Source organism: Vibrio sp. 10N.222.49.C9, from assembly GCF_041474985.1.
Classification (GTDB): Bacteria; Pseudomonadota; Gammaproteobacteria; order Enterobacterales; family Vibrionaceae; genus Vibrio; species Vibrio crassostreae_C.
In genome coordinates, this window is the sequence record NZ_JBFRVD010001020.1 from 1 (window position 1) to 516 (window position 516).

Genomic DNA, 516 nt, shown 5'->3' on the forward strand with positions numbered 1-516 from the left:
CTCAGGACGCTGAGTATTTAGCCAGATACCGCCATCAAGCACTAAATTGCTCAGTTTAGAGAGTAGAGGAACTAAGATTTTCTCTAGCAGGTTAACCATGTAAACAGAGTCATCGCTGTTTAGAACTAACTTACCATCGCTGCCTAGTTCAGCCACTTTGCGTTCGATCAGAGACTGTTTTTCGTTGTTAAAGTTAACAGTATCTTTCGGGTTGGCAAACAAACCATCCACATCGCAAATTTCGTAAGGTACGTTCGCGTAGCTGTACGTCTCTGTATTTAGTAGAGCGATCAACTCGTCGTGTTCAAACTTATCGGCTAATTCCAAGAACTTAAGCAAGTAGATGATCTGATGGTCACCCCAGTAGCCAATGTTGCTCCACTCATCTTCTGGATCTAGAAGCTCCCAATCAATACCCTCTTTAGTAATGCGGTAAGGGTTAAAGCCATCAACAGTTGATGCGTTAACAAACTTAGCGATGAATGATTTGATGAAGCCAGGGTAGCTGAGTGCCAT

At 43.0% G+C, this 516-nt stretch carries 1 pseudogene; it reads right to left on the minus strand.

Annotated features, from left to right (window positions below):
• Positions 1–516, minus strand: a pseudogene (locus AB4585_RS26705) (hypothetical protein); the annotation flags it as partial.